The 19,270-nt window shown below is 62.6% G+C and carries 15 protein-coding genes; 1 reads left to right on the top strand and 14 read right to left on the bottom strand.

The features are described 5' to 3' along the window. Window positions 1–105 precede the first annotated feature (105 nt). Window positions 106–2,856, bottom strand: coding sequence for a preprotein translocase subunit SecA (gene secA, locus ACJO3T_RS07050; protein ID WP_406961320.1), 2,751 nt, complete (start codon window positions 2,854–2,856; stop codon window positions 106–108). Between the two features lie 194 nt (window positions 2,857–3,050). Beyond that, window positions 3,051–3,989, bottom strand: coding sequence for a M23 family metallopeptidase (locus tag ACJO3T_RS07055; RefSeq protein WP_406961318.1), 939 nt, complete (start codon window positions 3,987–3,989; stop codon window positions 3,051–3,053). A 398-nt stretch (window positions 3,990–4,387) separates the two neighbouring features. Between ACJO3T_RS07055 and ACJO3T_RS07060 the strand changes: the two genes are divergently transcribed. Further along, window positions 4,388–4,843 (top strand): DUF721 domain-containing protein, encoded by a 456-nt coding sequence (locus tag ACJO3T_RS07060; protein ID WP_406961316.1) that lies wholly within the window; start codon window positions 4,388–4,390, stop codon window positions 4,841–4,843. Between the two features lie 11 nt (window positions 4,844–4,854). On the opposite strand, the gene lpxC is transcribed toward ACJO3T_RS07060, so the two are convergent. From lpxC to ACJO3T_RS07120, 12 genes are all read right to left on the bottom strand, one after another. Further along, on the bottom strand, window positions 4,855–5,772 hold the full coding sequence (gene lpxC, locus ACJO3T_RS07065) for a UDP-3-O-acyl-N-acetylglucosamine deacetylase (RefSeq protein WP_406961315.1): 918 nt from the start codon (window positions 5,770–5,772) through the stop codon (window positions 4,855–4,857). Between the two features lie 196 nt (window positions 5,773–5,968). Next, window positions 5,969–7,126, bottom strand: a complete 1,158-nt coding sequence (gene ftsZ / locus ACJO3T_RS07070; protein ID WP_406961313.1) for a cell division protein FtsZ — start codon at window positions 7,124–7,126, stop codon at window positions 5,969–5,971. A gap of 83 nt (window positions 7,127–7,209) precedes the next feature. Further along, window positions 7,210–8,445, bottom strand: coding sequence for a cell division protein FtsA (gene ftsA, locus ACJO3T_RS07075; RefSeq protein ID WP_406961312.1), 1,236 nt, complete (start codon window positions 8,443–8,445; stop codon window positions 7,210–7,212). 19 nt (window positions 8,446–8,464) lie between these two features. Then, window positions 8,465–9,304, bottom strand: coding sequence for a cell division protein FtsQ/DivIB (locus ACJO3T_RS07080; RefSeq protein WP_406961310.1), 840 nt, complete (start codon window positions 9,302–9,304; stop codon window positions 8,465–8,467). Then, a complete protein-coding gene (locus ACJO3T_RS07085) occupies window positions 9,297–10,271 on the bottom strand; it encodes a D-alanine--D-alanine ligase (protein WP_406961308.1) in 975 nt (324 codons plus the stop codon). The genes ACJO3T_RS07080 and ACJO3T_RS07085 overlap by 8 nt, the downstream gene beginning before the upstream one ends. After that, entirely contained in the window at window positions 10,264–11,709 is a 1,446-nt protein-coding gene (gene murC / locus ACJO3T_RS07090; protein WP_406978149.1) for a UDP-N-acetylmuramate--L-alanine ligase, read from the bottom strand. Before murC ends, ACJO3T_RS07085 begins: the two co-directional genes overlap by 8 nt. Further along, window positions 11,702–12,784: an undecaprenyldiphospho-muramoylpentapeptide beta-N-acetylglucosaminyltransferase gene (gene murG, locus ACJO3T_RS07095; RefSeq protein ID WP_406978150.1), complete on the bottom strand. Its 1,083-nt coding sequence runs from the start codon at window positions 12,782–12,784 to the stop codon at window positions 11,702–11,704. The genes murC and murG overlap by 8 nt, the downstream gene beginning before the upstream one ends. After that, on the bottom strand, window positions 12,781–13,977 hold the full coding sequence (gene ftsW / locus ACJO3T_RS07100) for a putative lipid II flippase FtsW (RefSeq protein ID WP_406961303.1): 1,197 nt from the start codon (window positions 13,975–13,977) through the stop codon (window positions 12,781–12,783). The genes murG and ftsW overlap by 4 nt, the downstream gene beginning before the upstream one ends. Then, the gene (gene murD, locus ACJO3T_RS07105) at window positions 13,977–15,317 is read right to left on the bottom strand and encodes a UDP-N-acetylmuramoyl-L-alanine--D-glutamate ligase (protein ID WP_406978151.1); all 1,341 of its coding nucleotides are present in this window, start codon (window positions 15,315–15,317) and stop codon (window positions 13,977–13,979) included. The genes ftsW and murD overlap by 1 nt, the downstream gene beginning before the upstream one ends. Window positions 15,318–15,331: 14 nt before the next feature. After that, window positions 15,332–16,417: a phospho-N-acetylmuramoyl-pentapeptide-transferase gene (mraY, locus tag ACJO3T_RS07110; RefSeq protein ID WP_406961299.1), complete on the bottom strand. Its 1,086-nt coding sequence runs from the start codon at window positions 16,415–16,417 to the stop codon at window positions 15,332–15,334. Beyond that, window positions 16,402–17,787, bottom strand: coding sequence for a UDP-N-acetylmuramoyl-tripeptide--D-alanyl-D-alanine ligase (locus tag ACJO3T_RS07115; protein WP_406978152.1), 1,386 nt, complete (start codon window positions 17,785–17,787; stop codon window positions 16,402–16,404). Before ACJO3T_RS07115 ends, mraY begins: the two co-directional genes overlap by 16 nt. Beyond that, entirely contained in the window at window positions 17,784–19,268 is a 1,485-nt protein-coding gene (locus ACJO3T_RS07120) for a UDP-N-acetylmuramoyl-L-alanyl-D-glutamate--2,6-diaminopimelate ligase (protein WP_406978153.1), read from the bottom strand. Before ACJO3T_RS07120 ends, ACJO3T_RS07115 begins: the two co-directional genes overlap by 4 nt. Between the last annotated feature and the right edge of the window lie 2 nt (window positions 19,269–19,270).

Raw genomic sequence — 19,270 nt, forward strand, 5'->3', positions numbered from 1 at the left:
CGACCGGTCCGGGACCGGCCCTCTGAAATCGTGTCTGAAGATAAAAAAACCCGCAGCCCCGGTGGTTCGGAGGTGCGGGTTATTCTGGTTCGGTTCAGTGCGGCGTCAGGCGATCTTGCCGCAGCACTGCTTGTACTTCTTGCCGGACCCGCACGGACAGGGCTCGTTTCGGCCCACCTTTCGGTCCTGGCGGACATAGGTTTCCGGCGTGGCTCCACTGGCCCGGTCACCTTCACCCTGCCCCTGGCTGCCCTGCTCAGCCTGGGTCGCACTGGTCTGGTCGTGGCGCATGCGGGCGGCGGCCAGATCCTTCTCCAACTGCTCGCGGCGCTGGCGCTCAACCTCTTCCATTTCCTCGCGGGTCTGGACCTTCACATGGCAGAGCACCCGGGTAATGTCACGCTTCATGCTGTCCAGCATGGCCTCAAACAGATTGAAGGCCTCGCGCTTGTATTCCTGCTTGGGATTCTTCTGGGCATAGCCCCGCAGGTGGATACCACGACGCAGGTGGTCCATGTTGGACAGGTGCTCCTTCCACAGGGTGTCCAGCACCTGAAGGAAAACCTGCTTCTCGAACTTGCGCATGGAATCGGCGCCCACCACCTCTTCCTTGGTCCGGTAGGCGGCGACAATCTCTTCCAGGATGCGTTCGCGCAGTTTTTCCTCGTAAAGTTTCTTGTCCTCGTCCAACCACTGCTGGATGGGCAGCTCGATGGACATCTCTGATGCCAGGTGGGTTTCCAGGCCAGGCACATCCCACTGCTCCGGCATGCTCTGGGGTGGAATAAACTCGCTGATGGTCTCTTCCACCACGTCGGCGCGGATGCCATCGATCATTTCCGACACATCCTCGGAGGCCATCACCTCGTTCCGCTGCTCGTAGATCACGGTCCGCTGGTCGTTGGCCACATCGTCGTATTCCAGCAGGGTCTTCCGCATGTCGAAGTTGCGGCCTTCCACCTTGCGCTGGGATTTCTCGATGGCGTTGGTGACCATGCGGTGCTCAATGGCCTCGCCCTTCTTCATGCCCATGGCCTGCATTAGCTTCTTGACCCGGTCCGGGGCGAAGATGCGCATCAGGTTGTCTTCCAGGGACAGGAAGAAACGGGAGGAACCCGGGTCCCCCTGACGGCCGGCGCGGCCCCGGAGCTGGTTGTCGATCCGGCGGGATTCGTGGCGTTCGGTACCAATGATGTGTAGGCCACCGGCCGCCAGTACCTGCTGGTGACGCTCTTCCCACTCCGCCTTGATGGTGTCGATCTGCTCTTGGGTGGGCTCTTCCAGGGAAGCCACCTCGGTTTCCCAGTTACCACCCAGCATGATGTCGGTACCCCGACCAGCCATGTTGGTGGCGATGGTGACGGCCCCCGGGCGACCGGCCTGGGCAATTACCTGGGCCTCGCTCTCGTGGTGCTTGGCGTTGAGAATCTTGTGCTCGATACGGGCCTTCTTGAGCAGTGCCGACAGCACCTCCGATGCCTCCACCGAGGCGGTACCCACCAGCACCGGGCGGTTCTCCGCGGTCACATCCTTGATTTCGTCAATGATGGCGTGGAACTTCTCTTCCTGGGTGAGGTAGATCAGGTCGTTGTAGTCGGTACGCTGGATCGGCTTGTTGGGCGGAATCACCACCACATCCAGGCCGTAGATCTGGCGGAATTCGAAGGCTTCGGTATCGGCAGTACCGGTCATCCCCGCCAGCTTGTCGTACATGCGGAAATAGTTCTGGAAGGTGGTGGAGGCCAGGGTCTGGCTCTCGGCCTTGATGTCGACCCCTTCCTTCGCCTCGATGGCCTGGTGCAGGCCTTCGCTCCAGCGACGGCCCGGCATGGTGCGACCGGTGTGCTCATCCACGATCACCACCTGGCCATTCTGTACCAGGTAGTCCACCTCACGGTGGAACAGGTGATGGGCACGCAGGGCGGAATGGACGTGGTGCAGCAGGGCCAGGTTGGCGGCGGAGTAGAGGTTGTCCCCCTCCTTCAGCAGTCCCCGGTCCAGGAGCAGTTGTTCCACTTTCTCATGGCCGGATTCGGTGAGCTCCACCTGCCTGGACTTCTCGTCGATGGTGAAGTCGCCGGTGGGCTCACCCTCATCCTCGGGTACCTCACCCTTCTCCAGGGACGGGATCAGGGTGTTGATTTCCCGGTACAGTTTGGAGCTGTCTTCGGCGGCACCGGAGATGATCAGCGGGGTGCGGGCCTCGTCGATGAGGATGGAGTCCACTTCGTCCACGATGGCGTAGTTCAGGGGGCGCTGGACCTTGTCCTGGGTGCTGAACGCCATGTTGTCGCGCAGGTAGTCGAAACCGAACTCATTATTGGTGCCGTAGGTAATATCCGCCTGGTAGGCTTCACGCTTCTCTTCCGGCGGCTGCCCGGACACCACCACGCCCACGGTCATGCCCAGGAAACGATAGAGCTTGCCCATCCATTCGGCGTCCCGGCGGGCGAGGTAGTCGTTCACCGTCACCACGTGGACACCACGACCGGCCAGGGCGTTCAGGTACACCGACGCGGTGGCCACCAGGGTCTTGCCCTCCCCGGTCTTCATCTCGGCAATGTGGCCTTCATGGAGGGTCATGGCGCCAATAAGCTGCACATCGAAGTGACGCATGCCCATGACCCGGCGGCTGGCCTCGCGCACGGTGGCGAAGGCATCCGGAAGCAACTGGTCCAGGGTCTCGCCTTTCTCCAGACGGTCCCGGAATTCCGTGGTCCTGGCCTGCAACTGATCGTCTGACAGCCCTTCGAGGGATTCCTCGAGTGCGTTGATGCGCGATACCACCTTACGCATCCTTTTGACCTCGCGGGCGTTTTTACTGCCGAACATCTTCGTTGCAAGCTTCGTGAACATAGACCACTGCTTCTTTGATTAAACGGAGGAAGCCGGCATTCTAACCTTATTTTGCAAGAGGACAAAAGGCGGCCGACTTCAGGCATGGCGGGAAATACCCCGGAAACCGGGGCTGGATCACATGGAGCGGGCGGACCGACGACTTATCGACCGGTCACGGACACATCAGGGCGCGATTTCTGCCGCACTGACTCCTAACGGGACGCCCGCTGGATATAGGTCACCGGGTTGCGGGCCTTGCCATTCTGCAAGACTTCGAAATGCACATGGGGGCCGGTGGAGCGGCCGGTGGATCCCATGGTGGCAATGGCCTGGCCCTTCTGGACCACCTGGCCAACCTCCACTTCCACGGTCTTGGCATGGGCATAGCGGGTAACCAGGCCGCCACCATGGTCAACCTCCACCAGGTTGCCGTAGCCATGGCGCTCACCGGCAAAGGTGACCACACCGGCGGCCACCGAGATAATGTCACTGCCGTCCTTGCCGGCGAGGTCCACACCGTTGTGCCAGGTACGCTTGCCACTGAAGGGATCGGTCCGATAACCAAATGGCGACGACAGCCAACCCCAGGTGATGGGCCGGCCTTCCACAAAGCGCTCGTCTTCCATGCGACGATTGGAAATCAGCGTATCCAGCAGACGCAGTTGCTGCTCCCGATCGCGGATTCGCCGGTCAAGCTGGTTGATCAGTTGCGTCAACTGGGGCGTGGTGAAGGAACGGGCCGTGCCGGCTTCCTCCTCCGGACCGCCCACCGCAGGCGCTTCATCGAAGTTGAACTCGTCAGCGGCGACGGCGCCATTGTCCACAAAGCGCTGCCCCAGGGCATCCAGCCGCAGGAGGCGGCCCTGCATTTCACCCAGCCGCAGGGTCATGGCATCCACCTGCTCGCGGGCATCCCGCTCCAGTTCCGCCAGTTGCTTTTCCTGATCCTGGAGAGTTTCATGCCACTGGGCCAGGATATAGGAGGGCACCACCGGGCGGTCGGCAACCCGTGCCATAGCCGCCTGGTAACCGGCCCAGGCACACAGGGCCACGACAGCCAGTGCGAAAGCCGCAGCCACCAGGATACCGCCAGGATGCAGCGTGAAGACTTTCGAACGACCGTGGTTCTGACCTACAAGGATGATGTTCATTGTCTCTAACCAATAACGTGTTATGAACAATCCCTGTCCCGACGACCGATTCCTTTCCCTGGCGACCCCGGAAGCGTTTACCTCCCCGGTTGGTCGTCACTCTGAAATCTGGCCTGATCATAAACCGGACGTGACCATTAAAAGGAGAAGGATGTCTTCCTTTTGGCTGTCAGGCTGTTACGCTTTGTTAACGGCCTCCAGGCCCGCCACGGGCCATAGAGACCGGTTGAAGTCAGTGATACGCGGATCACTGCCACCCGAAGACTGGCTAATACTTGCACAGAAGGCAAAGCTCCCATAGCGCGGGATATACTTTGGCACCGACTGTCACGGAACTGCGCCACAAGGGACACTAGTGTATACAAACCACAGCTATCACGTCGAATTCGGAAACCGTCATGAAGACCAGACCATCACTTTCCCTTACCCCTGACAATCAGGAGCAGTCCCACCACCTGAGGGAACTGGTGGCCAGGGCGACGATGCACCAGAAGGCGGAGCAGCGGGTCCTGCAGTCCGTACCGGAGGAGCTCGCCAACGGCGTTCGCTTCGTCAGCTACCGGGACGGGGAACTGGTCCTGCAGACCGACAGTGCGACCCGGGCCAGCCAGTTACGGTTCCGGCAACAGGAAATCATGGCCGACCTGCGTCGGGAAGAAGCGTTTGAATTCGTCTGGAAACTGAAGGTGAAGGTGCGCCCCGGACGCTATTCACTGAAGAAGCCGCCCTCACCGATGACCCTCAGCAAAGAAAATGCCCGGCTCCTCGAAGAGGAGGCCGGGCACACGAAGGATAAAGCTTTACGCGAGGTTCTCGAAAAACTCGCCAGTCACGCAAGCGACCGTTCCGGCTGAGGCGTCCCGCCTCAGGCCGATGCAGCCAGCACAGGCTTCATGTAGGAGATGGGTGCGGTCGCCTCGTCATCGAAGGTAACCACTTCCCAGGCATCCTCTTCCGCCCGCAACTTGCGCAGCAGCTTGTTGTTCAGGTCGTGACCGGACTTAACCCCGCGGAACTCGCCAATCAGGCTGTTGCCCAGCAGGTAGAGGTCGCCGATCGCGTCCAGAACCTTGTGCTTTACAAATTCATCATCGTACCGAAGACCGTCCTCGTTGAGGATCTTGTAGTCATCCACCACGATGGCGTTGTCAACGCTGCCGCCCAAGGCCAGGTTCATGGCGCGCAACTTCTCGATATCACGCATGAAACCAAAGGTACGGGCACGGCTGACTTCCTTCACAAACGAGGTGCTGGAGAAATCCACCGTGGCGGTCTGGGCGCGGCCCTTGAATACCGGGTGGTCGAAGTCGATGCCGAAGCTGACCTTGAAGCCCTCGAAAGGCAGGAAGGTCGCCTTCTTGTCACCTTCTTCCAGCGTCACTTCACGCTTGATCCGGATGAAGCGCTTGGCCGCTTCCTGCTCCGCAATACCCGCTGACTGCAGCAGGAACACGAAAGGACCGGCACTGCCATCCATAATCGGCACTTCGGCGGCACTGAGTTCCACGAAACAGTTGTCGATACCCAGGCCCGCCATCGCCGAAAGCAGATGCTCTACGGTTGCAACCCGGACGCCATCCTTGACCAATGTTGTCGACAGCATGGTTTCGCCCACGTTTTCCGCACAGGCACGGATCTCGACCGCCGGGTCAAGGTCAGTACGGCGAAAAACAATCCCCGTTTCCACCGGGGCCGGCCGCAGGGTCAGGTACACCTTTTCCCCGGAATGAAGGCCAACGCCGGTAGCACGAATGGTATTTTTAAGCGTCCGTTGTCTGATCATCGGTACATATTTCCTTCACAAAGGAACGATATCATCATGCAAAAAACTGCGCCGATGATACCAGAGGACGAGACTGAATACCATTTGACCAGCGATACAATGACATTATCGCCCCAAGTCTCGTCGTTCGTGAGTTTTGGGTCACAGAGCGGGCCCTTGGGCCCGCATCCTGTTAACCGCACATGCACCCAGAATATCAGTCGGCCTGACGGCGCAGGAATGCGGGAATATCGAGATAATCCACATCCTGTTCGTCGGAGTCCCGACTCTGGTCAACCGCCACATTCCCCTGGGATACGGCACGACGACGCAGTACCGCCGGGCGATCAAGCTGGTTGTAATCCGTGGTGCCATCCAGGGTACGGGTGTTGTCCACCACCTTGGTGGGTTTCTCCCGGTCGCCACCCAGGCCGGTAGCCACCACAGTGACCTTCAACTCGTCGGTCATGTCCGGATCGATCACGGTACCAACTACAACGGTAGCAGAGTCGGAGGCGAATTCCCGGACGATGTCGCCAACCTCGGAGAACTCGCCCAGGTTGAGGTCCATACCGGCGGTGATATTAACCAGGATACCCTTGGCGCCCTGCAGGTTGATATCCTCGAGCAGCGGGCTGCGAACAGCGGCCTCGGCAGCTTCCCTGGCCCGGTTTTCACCGGTGGCGCGGGCGGTACCCATCATGGCCATGCCCATCTCGGACATCACCGTCTTCACGTCGGCGAAGTCGACGTTGATCATGCCGTTGCGGGTAATCAGGTCAGCAATACCCTGGACCGCCCCCAGCAGTACATCGTTGGCCGACGCGAAGGCATCCAGCAGGCTGGTTTTCTTGCCCATGACCGCCAGCAGCTTTTCGTTGGGGATAGTGATCAGCGAGTCCACACTCTCTTCCAGCTCTCTCAGTCCGGTCTCGGCAACGCTCATGCGCTTGCCGCCTTCGAACTGGAACGGCTTGGTCACTACCGCCACCGTCAGGATACCCATCTCACGGGCCACTTCCGCCACAATGGGCGCGGCGCCGGTACCGGTTCCGCCACCCATGCCAGCGGTGATGAAGACCATATCAGCGCCCTTGATGGCATCCGCAACACGATCGCGATCTTCCATTGCTGCCTGACGACCGATTTCCGGATTGGCACCGGCACCCAGGCCTTTGGTGATATTGCCACCAAGCTGGATAATCTGTTTGGCGTCCAGGTCGTGAAGCGCCTGGGCGTCGGTATTGGCGCAGATGAATTCCACGCCTTCCACGTCGCTGTTGAGCATGTGCCGCACGGCGTTGCCGCCGCCACCGCCAACACCGATAACCTTGATCACAGCGCTCTGCTGGACATTATCGACTAGTTCAAACATTTCCCCTTCTCCTTCGTGCAGATGTTCAGCCAGTTCCCGGCTGATTGTTCTTTTCGAGATACCTTCGTGTGATGCAGCTGTCTTCAGAAATGCCCGGTAAACCAGGCTTTCATACGTTCCAGCAGGGAGGGTGCATCCTCTCCCCTAAGAACGGGCCCCTGTCCCAGATCCATCTGGCGGAAGCCATGGATCAGCAACCCGACGCCAGTGGCGTAGATCGGGTTGTTGACCACCTCCGTCATGCCGGAAACGGCCTGCGGCGAGGCAAGCCGTACCGGCATGTGGAAGATCTCTTCGGCCAGTTCCACCACCCCTTCCATGGTGGAGGAACCGCCGGTAACAACGATGCCCGCGGGGATCATGTCCTCGAACCCGCTACGGCGCAGTTCCGACTGCACCAGGGTGAACAGCTCCTCGTAACGGGGCTCCACCACTTCCGCCAGCGCCTGACGGGACAGGTTGCGTGGCGCCCGGTCACCCACGCTGGGCACCTTGATGGTCTCGTCCGCCCCGGCCAGTTGGGTCAGGGCGCAGGCATACTTGATCTTGATATCCTCGGCGTTCTGCGTCGGTGTGCGCAGGGCCATGGCGATGTCATTAGTGACCTGGTCACCGGCGATCGGAATCACCGAGGTGTGGCGGATGGCGCCGCCGGTAAATACCGCGATGTCGGTAGTGCCACCGCCGATGTCCACCAGGCAGACCCCCAGCTCCTTCTCGTCCTCTGTCAGTACCGAGTGGGCCGAGGCCAGTTGCTCCAGGATGATGTCGTCCACATCCAGGCCACAGCGGCGAACACACTTCTCGATGTTCTGGGCCGCGTTCACCGCACAGGTCACCAGGTGGACCTTCGCTTCCAGGCGCACACCGGACATGCCCATGGGTTCCTTGATGCCCTCCTGGTTATCGATCACGAACTCCTGGGGCAGGATATGCAGGATCTTCTGGTCCGCCGGAATCGCCACCGCCTGGGCCGCGTCGATGACCCGGTCGATATCCGCCTGGGTCACTTCCCGGTCGCGGATGGCCACGATGCCGTGGGAGTTGAGGCTCTTGATGTGGCTGCCCGCGATGCCCGCATAGACGGAGTGGATGCGACAACCGGCCATCAGCTCGGCTTCCTCCACGGCCCGCTGTATGGCCTGCACAGTGGTTTCGATATTGACCACCACCCCCCGCTTGAGTCCTCGGGAGGCATGGGAACCAATGCCCACCACCTCGATGGTTCCATCCAGCTTGCGTTTGCCGACAATGGCCACCACCTTGGAGGTGCCAATATCCAGGCCGACAATCATGTTTTCCGTATCAACCGATGACATGCAGTTCACCAATAGCCATTCATGAATTGTTGTCCGACGCCTGGGCCAGCGGTTTCCACCGGACCGCCACCCCATTGGTGTAGCGGGCGTCAATTCGTTCCACCTGATCCGCCCGGCTGGCCAGTCGCTCGCCGTATACGGTCAGGAAGCGTTCAAACCGTTGTTCAACCTGGTCACGGCCCAGCGCCACTTCGATGCCGTTGGCCAGGGTCAGGGTCCAGGCCCCCCGTTCCTCCAGCGCAATCCCGGCGAAACCCATGCCCCGGGCCTCCAGCGCATTCGCCATGGTGCGGCCCATATCGATCACCTCCCGTGACCGCCCTTCCGGGCCCCGCAGCCTGGGTAGCCCCCCCGCCACGTCACGGTTGCCGGGCCGGAAGACTTCGCCGGTGCGACTGATCAACGCCCGGTCATTCCAGTAGGCCAGCGGCTTGTGTTCACGCACTTCCACCACCAGCCGGTCGGGCCATTCCCGCCTTACGGCCGCGCTCTCCACCCAGGGGCGCTGCTCCAGCGACACCTTGATGTCGGCCAGGTCGGTGGTAAAAAAGCTCTTGCCCAACCACTCACCGGTGTGGCGCTCCAGGGCATTGCGACTCTCGCCCTTCAGGGCCCCGACCACCTCCACGTGCATGAACTGACGGTCCATAGCGGCCAGGAGCTGGCCCGTTCCCCAGGGCACCATGGCGGTGACCAGCACCACCGCCATGCCCAGCCCAAGTTTTGTCCAGGGCACACTGCCAAACAGCTGTGCCAGTACATCCAGCAGACCCTGATCAGGCTCGGCAGACGTCGCCCCGCGCCGTTTCGGCGGCTCCGACGGTACAAACCGGCCTCTCAGCAGCATCTGCTCAAGCATCGTCGCCCTCTCCGGTTTCCAGGGTGTCCAGCAGGATCCTCACCACCAGCTCCGACATGCCGATACCCGCTGCCTGGGCCGCCATGGGCACCAGGCTGTGGTCCGTCATGCCCGGTACGGTATTCACCTCCAGCAGCCAGAAACGCCCTTCCTCGTCTTCCATGATGTCGACACGGCCCCAGGTACGGCCGCCAATCACCCGGAAGGCTTCCACCGCCAGGTTCTGGATCAGGGTCTCCTGCCACTCGTCCAGCCCGCAGGGCACCCGGTATTGGGTGTCGTCGGCCAGGTACTTGGCATCGTAATCATAGAAATCGTGATCGGTGCTCAGGCCGATCACCGGCAGGGCCTTATCCTGCAGAATGCTGACGGTGTATTCCGGCCCTTCGATCCACTCCTCCACCAGTACCAGCGGATCATGGGTGGCCGCTTCCCGGTAGGCCGCGACCAGTTCATCCCGGTTGCGGACCTTGCGCACGCCGATGCTGGAGCCTTCCCGGGACGGCTTCACGCTCAGCGGGAACCTGAGGTCCGACACGATGGCACCGGCCTCGTCTTCACCGTTCATGGCCCGGAAGGCAGGCGTCGGCAGACCGCAACCGGCAAACACGAACTTGGTCCGCAGTTTGTCCATGGCCAGGGCCGATGCCAGCATTTCGCTGCCGGTATAGGGAATACCGGCCTGGGACAGGATGGCCTGCAGGGTACCGTCCTCGCCGCCACGGCCATGGAGGGCGATAAATACCCGGTCGAAGTCGGCATCTTCCACGGCTTTCAGCAGGCACCCGGTCACATCCACGGAGAACGCATCGACACCGGCATCCTGCAGGCCGCGGGTCACCGCCTGACCGCTCTTGAGGGAAACTTCCCGCTCGGCGGAATCCCCACCCATGAAGACAGCCACACGCCCCAGCCGTTCGCGGGTTTCTGCGCTGACCTTGTAGTTACGGTACCGGGACTCAGCCACGTCCAATCACTCCGTTTGCTGCCAGTTTTGCTGATACTCCGCCGATATCGCCGGCGCCCTGGGTCATAAGGAGATCCCCCTCCTGCAGGATATTCCTGAGCACCCCCTCCAGTTCGCTGGCATCCTCCACAAAGATCGGGTCCACCTGCCCCCGCTGCCGGATACTCCGGCACAGGGAGCGGGCATCCGCGCCGGGCACCGGGCTTTCCCCCGCCGAATACACGTCCATCATCAGGAGGGTGTCCACGTCCGACAGTACCCGCACAAAGTCCTCATACAGGTCCCGGGTACGGGAATACCGGTGCGGCTGGTACAGCATGACCAGACGCCGGCCCGGCCAGGCGTCCCGGGCGGCGCGGATGACCGCCTCCACTTCCGTGGGATGGTGGCCATAGTCGTCCACCAGGGTCACGCTGCCCTTGCCCACGGGGTAGTCACCGTAGACCTGGAACCGGCGGCCAACACCGGCAAAACCGGCCAGGCCACGGCAGATAGCGGCGTCCGCCACGCCTTCGTCAGTGGCCACGGCAATGGCCGCCAGGGCGTTGAGTACGTTATGGCGCCCGGGCATGCGCAACTTCACTTTGAGGTCACTGAGGCCACCAGGACGCTTCACCAGGAAACGGGTGCTGAGACCGTCAGTCTCTATGTCGACGGCACGGTAGTCGGCGTCTTCCCGATCGATGCCGTAGGTGATGATGGCCCGGGAAATCCGGGGCAGGATTTCCTCCACGTAGGGATCGTCCAGGCACATCACCGCCACGCCATAGAACGGCAGGTTATGGAGGAACTCCACAAAGGTCTTCTTGAGCTGCGCCACATCGCCACCGTAGGTGTCCATGTGGTCCGCCTCAATGTTGGTCACCACCGAGATCACCGGCGTCAGGTGCAGGAAGGAGGCGTCGCTCTCATCCGCTTCCGCCACCAGATAGCGGCTGTCGCCAAGCTGGGCATTGGTGCCGGCGCTGTTGAGCTTGCCACCAATCACGAACGTGGGATCCAGGCCCGCTTCGCCAAGGATCGAGGCAATCAGGCTGGTGGTGGTGGTCTTGCCATGGGTACCGGCCACCGCAATGCCGTGGCGGTAGCGCATGATTTCCGCCAGCATCTCCGCCCGGGGCACGATGGGCACCCGCCGGCTGCGGGCCGAGGTCACTTCCGGGTTGTCGGAACCGACCGCCGTGGACACCACGACCACGTCCGCCGCGTCGCTGTTACTTTCCCGGTGACCAATATGGATCGTCACGCCCAGCCCCTTCAGGCGATCCGTGACCGGGCTTTCCCTGAGGTCGGAACCGGACACGTCATAGCCCTGGTTGCGGAGCACTTCGGCAATACCGCACATGCCGGCACCGCCAATGCCAACGAAGTGGATGTGGCGGATGCGGCGCATTTCCGGCACCTGGTAGACCAGGGGCGGGTTGGTTACCTCAGACATGGGCAGCCTCCAGACAGTAATTCACGACTCTCTCCGTTGCATCGGGGCGCGCCAGCGTACGGGCTGCACGTGCCATGTCAATAATGTGTTCGCGGCTCCCCAGCAGGTCCGCCAGGGTATCTGCCAGCAAGTCATCGGTCAGTTTGCGCTGGGGCATCAGCAGGGCCGCCCCGGCCTTGACCATGTAATCCGCATTGCGGGTCTGGTGGTCGTCCACCGCATGGGGGAACGGCACCAGCAACGCACCGACGCCCACCGCGCAAAGCTCCGATATGGTCAGCGCCCCGGCCCGGCAGACCACCAGGTCGGCCCAGGCATAGGCTTCCGCCATATCCTTGATGAAAGGCTCTACGGACGCCTCCACACCGGCGCCCTCGTAGGCCGCCAGCGCCGCCTCATGGTTGCGTTCACCACACTGGTGGCGGATTTCCGGGCGCTGTTCCCCGGGCAGGCGGGCTACGGCGGCCGGCATCTTTTCATTGATGGCCTGGGCGCCCAGACTGCCCCCCACCACCAGGATACGAATCCTGCCGGTGCGATCCGCCATACGCTCATCGGGAGTCGGTATGGCCGCCACATCGGCGCGGACCGGATTGCCGGTACACCGGGTCACCACGCCTTCCCCGAAACTGCCTGGAAAAGCTTCCATGACTGTCTCAGCCAGACGCGCCAGGATCCGGTTGGTCATGCCGGCAATGGCGTTCTGTTCATGGACCAGCAGCGGCCGGCGGGTCAGCCAGGCGGACAGGCCACCCGGCCCGGTGACAAAACCGCCCATACCGATCACGCAGTCCGGCTTTACCCGGTTCATCACCCGGAGCGCCTGCCACAGCGCCCGGATCAACCGGAATGGTGCCAACAGCAGCGCCAGGCGCCCCTTGCCCCGGAGGCCGGATACGCTGATCACCGACAGCGGGATATCGGTGTCGGCAATCAGCCGTTCCTCCATACCACCGGCGGAGCCCAGCCACTGCACCTCATGCCCCAGCTCCTGGAGCCGGCGGGCGGTTGCCAGGGCCGGGAACACGTGGCCGCCGGTACCACCGGCCATGACGAGGAAACGCCGTGGGGTCATGATGCCCCCCTCGGCCGCGGGGCTACCGTTTTGTCGTCCGTATCGGGTGACAGTTGCTGCTGACGCTCCATTTCAATGCGCACCAGGATGCCGATGCTGATACAGACCACAATCAGGCTGGATCCGCCGTAGCTCATCAACGGCAGGGTCAGGCCCTTGGTGGGCAGCAGCCCGGTATTGACCGCTATATTGATCATCGCCTGCAGGCCCAACAGCAGGGTCAGGCCATAGGCGAAGCAGGCGGCGAACCCCATGCCCTGCTTTTCCGCCTTGCGGGCGATGGCAAAGCCTGACAGCACCAACACCGCGAACAGCGCCAGCACCGCCATGGACCCCAACAGACCGAACTCTTCCGCCGTGATGGCGAAGATGAAATCGGTGTGGGCTTCCGGCAGGTAGAACAGCTTCTGGATGGAGTTGCCCAGGCCCACGCCGGACCACTCGCCGCGCCCGAAGGCGATCAGTGACTGGGTAAGCTGGTAGCCGGAGTTGTACTGGTCCTGCCAGGGATCCAGGTAACTCACCACCCGCTTGAGTCGGTAGGGCTGTGTAACCACCAGTGCAGCCCCCAGGATCACGCACACGGCGATCAACGGCATGAACCGGCTCAGCCGGACCCCGCTGAGGAAGATCATGCCCAGGGCCGCCGTCATCAATACCACGGTGGCGCCAAAGTCCGGCTGTATTACCAGCAGGGCCGACGCCAGGCCTAGCACCAGCACCGGCTTGACGAATCCCCACCAGGTGTTCACCAGTTCGTCCCGGCGGCGCACCACATACCCCGCCAGGTAGGCAATCAGGCACAGCTTGGCCACCTCGGATACCTGCACGTTGAACAGCCCCAGCGGGATCCAGCGGGTGGAACCATTGACGGTCTTGCCCAGGGGGGTAAGTACCAGCAACAGGGACGCCATACCAATGGCCAGCAACAGCCAGCCACTGCGATACCACCAGGACACCGGCACGTTGGCGGCAGCCAGTGCCAGGGCACAACCAAGGCCTGCAAACAGCAACTGACGCACGGCATAGTGGTAGCTGTTGCCCAGGTTGGCGGCAGCGGTGTCCATGGAGGCGGACGCGATCATCACCACACCCAGCATGAGCAGGGTGCCAGCACTGACCACCAGCCACGGCAGCGGCTGGGACCAGAGCCCCCGATAAACCCTTGCCGGATGAATGTTCGCCGCCTGCATCACAAGCCCTCCACGGCCAGACGGAACCGCTCACCACGGTCCTCGTAGCCGGTGAACATATCGAAACTGGCGCAGGCCGGGGACAGCAGCACCCGGTCGCCCTCATGGGCCAGGTCGGAGGCCAGGGTGACCGCCTCAGCCATGGAATGGGCGGTGATCACCTTCATGCCGCCAGCCAGCACCTCGCGGAGTCGTCCGGCATCCTGCCCAATCAGCACCACGGCCCGGCAATGTTCGGACACCGGCCGTGCCAGGGGGCTGAAGTCCGCACCCTTGCCATCACCACCGGCAATCAGGACGATCCGGTTGCAGGCGGGCGCCAGGCTGTCCAGGGCCGCCACGGTGGCCCCCACGTTGGTGCCCTTGGAGTCGTTGATGTACTCGACGCCGTTCACCGTCCGGACCGGTTCGCAGCGATGGGGCAGTCCCCGGAAGTCACGGACCGCCCGTACCATGGTCTCCAGCGACCAGCCGGCGGCCAGGCCGATGGCCAGGGCCGCCATAACGTTGCTGACGTTGTGCAGCCCCGCCAGTTTCAGGTCGGCGGTGTTCAGCAGATTGTCCAGACCCCAGGTGATCCACAGCCCATGCTCGTCCTCGCGGGTGCTGAAGGTCTCCGGGTTCACCCGGTGGAAGCCGTAACAGATGAAGTTCAGGGTGTCCCGGGCCATGGGCGTGCTCAGGGCATCGTCCAGGTTGACCACCGCATTGCGGGCGCCCCGGAAGATGCGTTGCTTGGCCTGGTAGTACGCCATCTTGGAGGGATAGCGGTCCATATGGTCGTCACTGACGTTGAGGACCGTGGCCACCTCGGCATTCAGTTCGTGGGTGGTTTCCAACTGGAAACTGGACAGTTCCAGGATGTACACGTCCGGCGTCTGCGCCAGCAGGTCCAGCGCCGGTGTACCGATATTACCGCCCACGGCGGCCCTGACCCCGCAGGCCGCCGCCAGCTCGCCCACCAGGGTGGTTACCGTGGTCTTGCCGTTGGAGCCGGTGATGGCAATGATCGGCGCCTGCGCCGCCTCGGCAAACAGATCGATGTCGCCCCGGATACGGGCACCCTGCTTCGCAGCCGCAGCGATGGCCGGCTCGGCAACGGCAATGCCCGGGCTGACCACCAGTTCGTTGAAGGTGCGGAACCAGTCGCTGTCGAACTCGCCGGTACGCACCTCAATGTCGGGGTAGTCGGCGCGCAATTCGTCCATTCCCGGCGGCTGGGCACGACTGTCCGCCACCGATACCTCGCGCCCGAGGTCGGTCAGATAGCGCACGCAGGAGAGCCCGGTCTTACCCAGGCCAACCACCAGTGTGCGACGATCCGATGCGATTACAGCCATGCTTGTTCCCGTTCCTATCGCAGTTTCAGGCTCGAGAGCCCGATCAGTACCAGAATCACGGTGATCACCCAGAAGCGGACAATCACCCGGGGCTCCGGCCAGCCCTTGAGTTCAAAGTGATGATGCAGGGGCGCCATGCGGAAGATCCGCCGGCCGGTCAGCCGGTAGGACCCCACCTGCAGGATCACCGAAATGGTCTCCATCACGAAGACGCCCCCCATGATGAACAGCACGATCTCCTGGCGGACGATGACCGCCACCACCCCGAGCGCCGCCCCCAATGCCAGGGCCCCCACATCGCCCATGAACACCTGGGCCGGATAGGTGTTGAACCACAGGAAGCCCAGGCCCGCGCCTACCAGGGCGCCACAGAACACAATCAGCTCCCCGCTGCCCGGCAAGTGGGGAATCAGCAGGTAGTCGGAAAACTGCGAGTGGCCGGACACGTAGGCGAATACCGCCAGCGCGCCCCCCACCATCACCGTGGGCATGATCGCCAGCCCGTCCAGGCCGTCGGTCAGGTTGACCGCGTTGCTGCTGCCGACAATCACGAAATAGGTCAGCAGGATGAACAGGACCGGCCCCAGGGTCAGGGAGACATTCTTGAAGAACGGCAAATAGAGCGATGTTTCCTGGGGCAGCGACGAGCTGTAGAACAGGGCCACCGCCGCTGTCGCGCCGATCACCGACTGCCAGAAATACTTCCAGCGGGCCGGCAGGCCCCGGGGATTGCGCTCCACCACCTTGCGATAGTCATCCACCCAGCCGATGGCACCAAAGCCCATGGTTACCGCCAGGGTGATCCAGACGTAACGGTTGTCCAGGTCCGCCCACAGCAAAGTGGTGACGGCCACCGCCACCAGGATCAGCGCCCCCCCCATGGTCGGGGTACCGGCCTTGCTGAGATGGGTCTGGGGGCCATCGTCACGCACTGCCTGCCCAATCTGGTACTGGCTCAGCTTGCGGATCATCATGGGACCGATCAGCAGGGAGATAACCAGCGCCGTGAGGATGCCGAGGATGGCCCGCAGCGTCAGGTACTGGAACACCGTCAGTTCGGTGATGTATGGCGATAGCAGTTCTGTCAGCCAGAGCAGCATGGATTGTTCACCTTTTCTTGTAACATCTTTACTACCTGGTCCATGGCAGAACTGCGGGATCCCTTGACCAGTACAGTCATGGGCCCGGTCATATGGGCCAGCAGCCATTCCACGGCCTGCTGGTGTGTGTCAAACCGACGGGCGTCGTCACCGAAACCCGAAACCAGTGCATCGCACCCTTCCGTCGTACCCACCACCAGCAGCTGTTCGATACCCTGGTTGCGGGCGTGCTCTCCCACCTCCCGATGCAGGCGATCACCCTCCGGACCAAGCTCGGCCATGCCGCCCAGTACCGCGACACGGGTGGAAGCCTCCCGGGCCAGGACATCCAGGGCCGCCTTCATGGAGGTCGGGTTGGCGTTGTAACTGTCATCGATCACGGTCACGCGGTCATTGAGGCGCTTGCGCTCAAGCCGACCGGCGGCGGGCCGCACTGCCTCCAGCCCCTGACGAACGGCGGTGTCACCGGCACCAACCGCCTCGGCAGCGGCCATGGCCAGCAACGCGTTGCAGATGTTGTGCTCACCCGGCAGTTTCAGGACCAGCGAGCGCTCACCATGGTCCGGCGTCTCCACCTGGATGGTGTAGGCACCGTCCCCGAACCGGTAACCGATGCACCGGTAATCCGCAGCGTCCCCCCGGGCACTGACGGACACCACCCGACGGTTTCCGGCGCGCTTTTTCCAGGTGCCGAAGGCCGGGTCGTCCCGGTTGAGTACTACCGTGCCGCCGTCAACGACGCCATCGATAATCTCGCCCTTGGCCAGGACGATGTTCTCGTAACTGCCGAAGCCCTCCAGGTGGGCCTCGCCGGCATTGGTGATCACCGCCACTTCAGGACGTGTGGCAGCAACGGTATGGGTGATCTCACCCACACCACTGGCGCCCAGCTCGATGACCGCGTAACGGTGCTTCGGCGACAGCCGGAACAAGGTCAGCGGTGCGCCGATGTGATTGTTCAGGTTCCCCAGGGTGGCGAGTGTTGCACCCTCATTGGAGAGGATGGCCGACAGCATTTCCTTGAGTGTGGTCTTGCCGCTGCTACCGGTGACCGCAATTACCCGGGCGTCGCTGAGCTCCCGGTTGCGGCGGGCCAGATCCGCCAGTGCCTGGATAGTGTCCGGCACCACCAGTTGCGGCAGCGCCACTTTCGCATCGGCGGTATCAACCACCGCCGCGACGGCGCCCACCTCCCGGGCGGTTTCCAGGAAGCCGTGGCCGTCAAATCGTTCGCCCCGCAGGGCAACAAACAGGTCTCCCGGCTGCAACGCCCGGGTATCGGTGCAGATATCACGGGCCGAACCGGCAGCCGCAGGCGCCTTGACACCCAGCACCCGGGCGATCTCCGCCAGGGACAACGCCTGCATCATGCAGCACCCCCATTGAGACCGAGGGCCTCCTGTACATGGGCCACATCACTGAAGGGCGTGCGCTTGCCGTTGCGCTCCTGCCAGGCCTCATGGCCCTTGCCCGCCACCAATACGACATCGCCTGGCCTGGCCATATCAATGGCAGTGCGGATGGCGTCGGCACGATCGTGGATGACCGTGGCGGATTCCCGGTTTTCCAGCCCCTGGAGGATGTCCCCCACAATGGTCTCGGGAGATTCGGTACGGGGGTTGTCATCCGTGATGATGATCCGGTCCGCGACACGTTCCGCTTCGCGGGCCATCTCAGGTCGCTTGCCGGTGTCGCGGTCACCGCCGCAACCGAACACACAGATCAACTGGCCTGAGGTGTGGGGTCGCAGTGCCGCCAGGGCATTGGCCAGGGCATCCGTGGTGTGGGCGTAATCCACCACCACCCGCACGCCAGCAGGACCGGCAAAGCTCTCCAGACGACCAGGTGGTGGTTCAAGGCGGCTTACGGCCTGGGTCACGGTGTCCACGGACACCCCCAGACTCAACACCGCCGCCATGGCCGCCAACAGGTTGCTGGCATTAAAGCTGCCCATCAGGGGCGCGGATACGGAGAAGCTCCCCCACTGACCATCGACATCCGCCTCGAAACCGTCGGGGGACGGCACGAAGCGGGTCAGCCACAGTTCTGTCTGGGATTCGTGAAGACTGTATCGAACCCGGTCACAGAGACCATCCGTTTGTTCGTGCAGTTGGCGACCGAACGGATCATCGATATTGATGATGGCGAAATGCAGCCCTTCCCGCGCAAACAGCGAGGCCTTGGCCTGGCCATAGGCCTCCATGGAGCCGTGGTAATCCAGGTGATCCCGGGTCAGGTTGGTGAACACCGCACCGGTCATGGTGACACCATCGATACGCCCCTGGTCCAGAGCGTGGGAAGACACCTCCATGGCCACGGCTCTTGCCCCCTTGCGCGCCATATCGAACAGCGCCCGGTTCACCTCCACCACATCGGGGGTGGTGTGGGTCGATGTGGTCAGGTTGCCGGGCATACCATAGCCCAGGGTGCCAAGCACGCCGCAGGGAATGTCCGCGGCGTTCAGCAATTGTGCGATGAAGTGGCTGACGGATGTCTTGCCGTTGGTTCCGGTGACGCCAACCAGCCGCATTCGCCGGGACGGATGCTCATAGAAGCGGTCGGCAATGCGCCCCAGGTTCCGGCGCAGGGAGGGCAGCGGAACCACCAACGCCCCCTGGTACTCGTAGCAGGGGGCCGGCTCCGCAACCTCCAGGATAACCACGATAGCGCCGGCGCGGATGGCGTCGTCAACATAGTGATCCGCCGGCGTTCGACTGCCGGACAGGGCCACGAAGGCATCGCCCTTGGCCACCTGCCGGCTGTCCGTTCGCAAACCATGGATGGTGACATCAAAGACCGAAGGCACCTCAACAATGCCCTGCATCAGCGTACTCAGTGACGTCATGCACATGA

The organism is Marinobacter shunpengi, assembly GCF_045449715.1.
GTDB lineage: Bacteria > Pseudomonadota > Gammaproteobacteria > Pseudomonadales > Oleiphilaceae > Marinobacter.